Here is a 7232-nt window from a genome sequence, read left to right as displayed (position 1 = left end):
GCCGATCGGCTGGTCGCGCAGTTGGCGGATCATCCGCGCGTCAAGGAAGGGCCGCACTGGCACAAGCATCGCTATCCCGAACAGGTCTGGCTCGACGGTCTCTATATGGGCCTGCCGTTCAAGGCGGAATACGGTCTTGCCTTCGACAGGCCGGATCTGGTCGCCGAGGCCGCCGACGAATTGCTGGCGGGGCTCGAACTCACCTATGATGCCGACAGCCGTCTTTATCGCCACGCCTATGATTCCGCAAAGGCACAGCCTTGGGCCAACTCCGACACCGGCCAGTCGCCGGCCCACTGGTCGCGCGCCATCGGCTGGGCGGCCATGGCCATGGTCGATCTCATCGAATGCCTGCCGGAAGATGAAAAACGCGATGCGATCGTCGTCCGGTGGGCGGCCCTTGCGGAACGGCTCGCCGCGCTGAGGACGGCCGATGGCCGCTGGCTGCAGGTCCCGGATCGTCCGGATCTCGGGGGGAATTATGCAGAAAGTTCGGCAACGGCCATGTTCGCCTATGCGTATCTGAAGGCTGACAGGCTTCGCCTCGGAGACGGCGCCGCTATCGGTCGCAAGGCCTTCGAGGCGCTCTACAAGAATGCGTTCGAGGTCGATGCCGATGGCCGCCGCGTGCTCGGAGCCATCGTCTGCGTCGCCGGTCTCGGCGGTTTCAACGGCCAGTATCGCGATGGCACGCCGGGCTATTACCTGACCGAGGCGATCAATCCCGACGATATCAAGGGCGTCGGCCCGTTCATGATGGGTTTTGCGGAGCTCCTGGCCCGCTCCTGAAGACAGGAAAAGCCTTCCTCCCGAGGCCGGCGGCTGGCCGAAAGGTCAGCCGCCTTTTTTGTGACTTACGCCAGAACCAACTGGTCGTCGTCGATCTCCGTGCCGGCGGCGCGGCCGAAACGTTCCAGCAGGTCGGAGACCTTGAGCCTCGAGCGTTCCTCGCCCTTGATGTCGAGGACGATCCGGCCGGCATTCATCATCAGCGTGCGGCTGCCATAGGCCAGCGCGTCGCGCATCGAGTGGGTCACCATCAGCGTCGTCAGCTTGCGCTCCTCGGCGATCTCGGCCGAAAGCGTCAACACCTTGTGGGCGGCGGACGGATCGAGCGCTGCCGTATGCTCGTCCAGGACCAGGATCTTCATCGGCAGCAGCGTTGCCATCAACAGGCTGACGGCCTGGCGCTGGCCGCCCGACAGCGCGCCGATCGGCGTGCCCATGCGGTGTTCGAGGCCGAGGCCGAGTTTTTCCAGATGTTCGGCAAACATCGCCTTCTGGCCCTTGCGGCCAAGGGCAAGGCCGAGACCGCGCTTCTTGCCGCGGGCGGCGGCCAGCGCCAGGTTTTCCTCGATCGACAGCGACGAGCAGGTGCCGAGACGCGGTTCCTGGAACACGCGGCCGACATAGCGCGCGCGTTTGGCCGCCGGCCAGTCGGTCACATCGAGCCCGTCGAGCTTCACCGTGCCCTCATCCGGCTTCACCGTGCCGACGACGGTCGATAGAAGCGTTGACTTTCCGGCGCCGTTGGAGCCGATCACGGTGACGAACTCGCCCTCGTCGATCTGCATCGAGACGTCGCGCAGCGCCTTGACTTCCGTGGCCGTGCCCGGATTGAAGGTGAGGCGGATATCGGAAAGGGAAAGCATCAGTTCTGTCCCTCGTCATTTTGCTGGGCGCCGCGCACCAGCTTGAAGTTGAAGAGCTGCTTGCGGCCGCGTTTTCCCCGCCGCTGGGAGAGAACCACGGCAACGGCGACCACCACGGCGGTGATCAGGTTGAGGTCCTGCGGGCGGATGCCGATGAAGCCGGCGGAAAGCGCGAGCGCAATGAACAGGCGGTAGACGACCGCGCCGATCACGCAGCCGAGCGTTGCCAGAAACACCGTGCGTCGCCCGAGTATAGCCTCGCCGATGATCAGCGCTGCAAGTCCGGTGACGATCGTGCCGACGCCCATGGTCACGTCCGCCACGCCCTGCATCTGGGCAAAGAGCGAACCGCCGAGCGCGCAGAGCGCATTGGCGATCGACATGCCGAGCAGCGTCATCGCGCCGTTGCGGATGCCCTGGGCCTCGGCCATTGCGGGGTTCTCGCCCGATGCCCTGAGCCCGAGACCGATCTCGGTCTTGAGGAACCAGTCGACGATCAGCTTGGCGCCGATGGCGATGATCAGAAGCAGGATCGTATTGCTCCAAAGGCCGGCATCGACCACGCTTTCGAAGCGGGAGAACACGGTGTCCTGACCGTAGACCGGCAGGTTCGGCCGTCCCATGATGCGCAGGTTCACGGAAAACAGCGCCACCATCGACAGGATGCCGGCGAGCAGGTTCATGATGCCGAAGCGCACGTTCAAGAGGCCGGTCACGAAACCGGCTGCGGCGCCTGCGAGCATGCCGAAGAATGTTGCGATGAACGGATCGATGCCGTTGACGATGGCGGCGGCCGAAACCGCCGCGCCCAAGGGGAAACTCCCGTCCACCGTCAGATCGGGAAAGTCGAGAACCCGAAAGGACATAAAGATGCTCAACGCCACGAGGGCGAAGAGCAAGCCGGTCTCAAACGCCCCGGCGAGAGCAAAAAGCGTCATATTATTCGATGACCTTCTTGGCGCTGTCCTTGACGCTGTCGGGAACCGTGATGCCCATGGCTTCGGCAGCCTTCATGTTGAGGAACAGGTCCTGGTTGCCGGGCACGACGACGGCGATTTCCGACGGAGCCTTGCCGGCGAGGATTTCGGCAACCATGTCGCCGGTGACCTTGCCCATTTCGGCATAGTTGAAGCCAAGGGCCGCAACCGCGCCGCGCTCGACGGAATCCGTATCCGTGGTGAAGACCGGGAGTTTGGCGCGCTCGCCGACGGTGATGATGGCTTCAAGCACCGAGATAACCGAATTGTCGGTCGGCAGCAGGATAGCATCGGCCTTGCCGACGAGGTTGCGCGCCGCGTCCGGCACCATGGTCGACTGGGCGGCGGGGCTGTCGACGACTTCGAGGCCGAGTTCGCCGGCGGCCGCCTTGATCTCGTCCACCTGAACCACCGAGTTGGCTTCGCCCGGATTATAGATGACGCCGATGGTCTTGACGCCGGGCACCAGCGTCTGGATCAGCTCCAGCGCCGGCTTCGGCGGCTGCTTGTCGGAGGTGCCGGTGATGTTGGCTTCCGGGTGTTCCGGATTTTCGACGAGGCCGGCGGCGACCGGATCGGTCACGGCGGCGAAGACGACCGGGGCATCGCCCATCGAATTCTTCAACGCCTGGGCGGACGGCGTGGAAATGCCGACCGCGACATCGGGCTTGAGGCCTGCGAACTCGGAGGCGATCTGGGTCTGCGTCGTCATGTTGCCCTGGGCGGAGCGGGCGACAACGGTGAGGTTGTCGCCTTCGGTATAGCCCTTTTCGGCGAGGCTCTCGATAATGCCCTCGCGCACGGCGTCAAGGGCGGGATGTTCGACGATATAGGTGATGGCGACCGTCTTTTCGTCGCTGTCCTGCGCCAGCGCCGGCACGGAAAAACCCGCAATCGCGGCCACGGCGGCGGTGGCCAGCACCGCCTTCTTGAAGTTGAGCATTTCGAAACCCCCTGTCAGGATTGTTCTCGCGCGGCTTTTCGCGCGCTCGGATCACGCGCGGCAGTTTGGCCCGGCGCAAAGCGCCGGTCAACGCCGGAACCATGCCGTCGGCGACTTTATTTGACGCAGCCATGACGATTGGCCCGCTCGCCGGAGAGGCTGCGGAGAAGGGGATCCCGCCATTCGGGGCGAGGCGTCAGGTGATCTGCAGGGAGCCTTCCGCATTCATGAGAAGATCGATCACGTCGGGGGCGGTGATGATCTCGAATTCCGGGTCCATGTCTTCCGCGGTGAAGCCGTTATGCTTCATGCAGGCGCCGCAGATGGCGATCCTGCCGCCGGTCTCGCGGAACCGCGCCAGAAGATCGGGAACGGGATCGAACGGCGCTCCGATCGCCATGCCTTCGGTGGCGCCGGGACGGCCGAGTTCCACGGCCTCGGCCATCAGGATCATGGTGGCGCTGTGTCCCTTGGCAAGCGCATTGACCGCCATGGTGAAGGCGACCGTGACCTTGTTCGGGTTGGATTTGCCGTCGAAGAGCGTCGATACGAAAGCGGTTGGCTGCATTTTAAAGGTCCTCCTTTGTCGTTCCAAACCTAATACGCGGCAATGTGCGTGCAAGTGTGACATTTTCGCAGAGAATTGCATCGTCGCGACGGTGGGGATAACAAGGAGAGCATCTGAGAAAGGACAGGGTGCGATGGCAGAGAGCGAGATCAGGCTTGAGGACGGCTGGCGCGAAAAACTCAAGCCGGAATTCGAGAGCGTCTATATGGCCGAGCTCCGCTCCTTTCTGGTGGAGGAGAAGCGTGCCGGGCAGACCGTCTTCCCGAAGGGGAGCGAGTATTTCCGCGCGCTCGACCTGACGCCGCTTGAAAACGTGCGCGTCGTCATTCTCGGGCAGGATCCCTATCATGGCCCGGGACAGGCCCACGGGCTCTGTTTCTCCGTGCAGCCGGGCGTGCGCGTGCCGCCGTCACTGGTCAATATCTACAAGGAACTGGCTACCGATGTCGGGTTCCAGAAGGTCAATCACGGTTTTCTTGAACACTGGGCGCGCCAGGGCGTGCTGTTGCTGAATTCCGTGCTCACCGTGCGCCAGGCGGCGGCCGCCTCCCATCGCGGCAAGGGCTGGGAGCAATTCACCGACGCCGTCATCCGCGCGGTCAATGACGAATGCCCCCATGTGGTGTTCATGCTCTGGGGCGCCTATGCGCAGAAAAAGGCCTCCTTTGTGGACAGGTCACGGCATCTGGTGCTGAAGGCGCCGCATCCCTCGCCGCTCTCCGCCCATAACGGTTTTTTCGGATGTCGCCATTTTTCCAAAGCCAACCAGTTCCTTCTGGAGCAGGGCATGGAACCGGTGGACTGGCAATTGCCGGAGGATCCGGCGGACGAATAAAAGGGCAGGGCGGGAATATCGGGGATTATGCGCCGTGCCGCCTTATATTTTTCGCCGCGGCCTCTACATTATCGCTCGGTCCGGGTTTACGGCTGCTTGACAGCCGGGTCCTTGTGCGGCCATGCGGTTTGACAGTTTTTCACGAGGCGGTTTCACATGAAGAAGAGCATCAACCCTGACGGCGTTCGCAAGCCTTTCGGCAATTACAGCCACGGCCTCTACGTGCCGCCGGGCGCCGGCCTTCTGGTCACCTCCGGCCAGCTCGGCATCGGGCAGGACGAGGCCATTCCGCGCTCGGTCAGCGCGCAGGCGGAGCTCTGCTTCCAGGCGATCGGGAAAATCCTGGCGGAAGCCGATATGGGGTTTGAGGATGTGATCCGCATTACCGGCTATGTGACGACGCGCGAGGATTTTCCGGCCTATATGGATGTCCGCGACCGCTACATCGCCGATCCCATGCCGGTGTCGACCCTGCTGATCGTCTCCGGCTTCACCCGCGCGGAATTTCTGGTCGAGGTCGAGGTCACGGCGGCCAAGCTGCCGTAATCTGCTCTGCCTCAAAGCGCCAGCGACCAGACCTTTGCCGATTTGATCGCGCCTTCGCGGATTCGCATCGAGTGGATCGGGTCGAAGCCGGCGATGCGCTTTGTGCCGGCCCAGCGGCCGTTGTCAGCAAAAACTTCGACTGAACCGATGTCGAGGAACAGCCGCAAATGGCTCGGATTGGCGCCGGGGGCGAAATAATCGGGCGTCGGCGACTTGCTGTCGTCCATATAGAGAAGCCGCATCCCCTCGGCATCGATCTTCACCGTGATCTCGATATTGTTGTGGTAGAGGTCAATTTCGAACGGCCCGTCATTGCGGTCAAGCTCGATCACGACCTCGGCCTGGCCCTTTTCCAGCATCACCGGCTCGCCGGCGGCAAGGGCGGTGTCATCGATCAACGCGTCGCGCAGCATTTCCACGCCCTCGATCGGCGGCGTCAGAAGCGTGTTGTCGGCAGCGTCATAGACAAGGTTGCGCGGCAGGGTCATCGCCGTCGGAAAGTCGATTTCCGGCGCGGCATCGGCCCAGTTGGCCAGCCAGCCAATGCCGACCGGGCGGCCCTGGTCGAGAAAGGCCTGGAAGGCGTAGTTGTCCGTGGCGAAATCGAGTTCCTGCTCGAATTGGGGCGTGAAATGCTTGCCGTCGAAATGGCCGACGGTCGCCATGGTCAGGTTTTTGCGGCCGGTCTCCTCGTGGTGGCTGTGCATCAGGCCGCAGACCAGCACCCAATGGGTCTGCGGGTCGCCGGCCGGGCCGTCGAGCGGCAGCAGGCAGGGACACTCGACAACCTGGGTATTGAACCGGCCCTCACGGTGCAGGATTTCGACGAATTCCCAGCCGCTTGCCGCCGTCAGGTCGGCCGTCTGGTAGAGGAGGACCACGCCTTCCTCGCCCTGGCGGCTGCCAAGCAGCATTTTCCAGTAGCCGTCAGGCCCCCGGAAAACGTAAGGGTCGCGGAAGTCGAGCGTCAGCCCTTCCAGCTCCGGCCGTTTGTCGATCAGCGGCTTCGCCGCGCCGGCGAAGATCAGCGATTGCGAGGTGGCGACCATCTGGATTTCGCGTTCGGGCGCGCGCTCGATCACATGTTCGGTGAAGAACACGCGAATGCCGGCGGAATTTTCCAGCGGGATCGCCGAGCCGGAAAAGGCGCCGCCGCGCTTGTCCGGGCGGTGGGTGAGGTCTTCGGAGGGGAACAGGAAGATCGGCATGTGCCGCCAGTGCAGGTAATCCTCAGAGATCGCATGGCCCCAGTGCATGGTATTCCAGGTCAGCCCGTGCGAATAATGCTGGTAGAAGAGATGCGCCGAACCGTTGAAGCGGCCGAAGCCGTTCGGATCGTTCATCCAGCCGAAGGGCGGACGGAAGTGATAGCTGCCGGGGGCGGGCGCCGGGGCATTGGCCGCGTGGGTGCGCAGCACGGTAATGCCTTCCTCCAGCACCTTGGCATCTGTAAACCAGTAGGCGACCGAGATCGTCGTCGTCTCGGGATCGTAGGAACATTCCAGTTCGCCGCCATGCGGCACGAAGAACATGCGGAATTCATACTCTTCCGCGTTCTGGGCGAAGATATTGCCGAACAACTGGCCGTTGAGCGAAAGCTGGATCTCCGCGGGCGCATGCGGGTGAATGGCCTTCAGCCAGACATGAAGCACGGCATTGACCGGTACGGTGCCGCGCAATTTGCGCAGGCGGGTCTCGTCGGCGGTTTTCT

General features: G+C 63.2%; 8 protein-coding genes. 3 read left to right on the top strand and 5 right to left on the bottom strand.

Translation table 11 applies throughout. The annotated features are described in order from the left end of the window. On the top strand, positions 1-789 hold a 789-nt coding region (locus tag AC5DC2_RS16370), incomplete at its 5' end, for a glycoside hydrolase family 88 protein (protein ID WP_491699246.1). A 65-nt stretch (positions 790-854) separates the two neighbouring features. On the opposite strand, the gene AC5DC2_RS16365 is transcribed toward AC5DC2_RS16370, so the two are convergent. The 4 genes from AC5DC2_RS16365 to AC5DC2_RS16350 form a co-directional block, all read right to left on the bottom strand. After that, a complete protein-coding gene (locus tag AC5DC2_RS16365; RefSeq protein ID WP_491699245.1) occupies positions 855-1652 on the bottom strand; it encodes an ABC transporter ATP-binding protein in 798 nt (265 codons plus the stop codon). Continuing rightward, complete coding sequence (locus AC5DC2_RS16360) at positions 1652-2590, bottom strand: ABC transporter permease (protein WP_491699244.1); 939 nt, start codon at positions 2588-2590, stop codon at positions 1652-1654. Before AC5DC2_RS16360 ends, AC5DC2_RS16365 begins: the two co-directional genes overlap by 1 nt. A 1-nt stretch (position 2591) precedes the next feature. Continuing rightward, positions 2592-3572 (bottom strand): ABC transporter substrate-binding protein, encoded by a 981-nt coding sequence (locus tag AC5DC2_RS16355; protein ID WP_491699243.1) that lies wholly within the window; start codon positions 3570-3572, stop codon positions 2592-2594. A gap of 196 nt (positions 3573-3768) precedes the next feature. Continuing rightward, positions 3769-4140 (bottom strand): DsrE family protein, encoded by a 372-nt coding sequence (locus tag AC5DC2_RS16350; RefSeq protein ID WP_491699242.1) that lies wholly within the window; start codon positions 4138-4140, stop codon positions 3769-3771. Between the two features lie 133 nt (positions 4141-4273). Here AC5DC2_RS16350 and ung point away from each other — a divergent pair, with 133 nt between their 5' ends. Both ung and AC5DC2_RS16340 read left to right on the top strand, forming a co-directional pair. Continuing rightward, positions 4274-4975, top strand: coding sequence for a uracil-DNA glycosylase (gene ung, locus AC5DC2_RS16345; RefSeq protein WP_491699241.1), 702 nt, complete (start codon positions 4274-4276; stop codon positions 4973-4975). Between the two features lie 156 nt (positions 4976-5131). After that, positions 5132-5521, top strand: a complete 390-nt coding sequence (locus AC5DC2_RS16340) for a RidA family protein (protein WP_200335440.1) — start codon at positions 5132-5134, stop codon at positions 5519-5521. Positions 5522-5532: 11 nt separating this feature from the next. On the opposite strand, the gene AC5DC2_RS16335 is transcribed toward AC5DC2_RS16340, so the two are convergent. After that, positions 5533-7209, bottom strand: coding sequence for a GH32 C-terminal domain-containing protein (locus tag AC5DC2_RS16335; protein ID WP_491699247.1), 1677 nt, complete (start codon positions 7207-7209; stop codon positions 5533-5535). Positions 7210-7232 lie beyond the last annotated feature (23 nt).

It is taken from the genome of Martelella sp., from assembly GCF_984369615.1.
Note: the sequence above shows the minus strand (reverse complement) of the source record. Positions and strands in the feature narration are given on the sequence as shown.

Bases quoted from the DNA above. Each gene is read 5' to 3' on its own strand.
- AC5DC2_RS16365 (WP_491699245.1), bottom strand. From the start codon at position 1,652: ATGCTTTCCCTTTCCGATATCCGCCTCACCTTCAATCCGGGCACGGCC.
- AC5DC2_RS16360 (WP_491699244.1), bottom strand. From the start codon at position 2,590: ATGACGCTTTTTGCTCTCGCCGGGGCGTTTGAGACCGGCTTGCTCTTC.
- AC5DC2_RS16355 (WP_491699243.1), bottom strand. From the start codon at position 3,572: ATGCTCAACTTCAAGAAGGCGGTGCTGGCCACCGCCGCCGTGGCCGCG.
- AC5DC2_RS16350 (WP_491699242.1), bottom strand. From the start codon at position 4,140: ATGCAGCCAACCGCTTTCGTATCGACGCTCTTCGACGGCAAATCCAAC.
- ung (WP_491699241.1), top strand. From the start codon at position 4,274: ATGGCAGAGAGCGAGATCAGGCTTGAGGACGGCTGGCGCGAAAAACTC.
- AC5DC2_RS16340 (WP_200335440.1), top strand. From the start codon at position 5,132: ATGAAGAAGAGCATCAACCCTGACGGCGTTCGCAAGCCTTTCGGCAAT.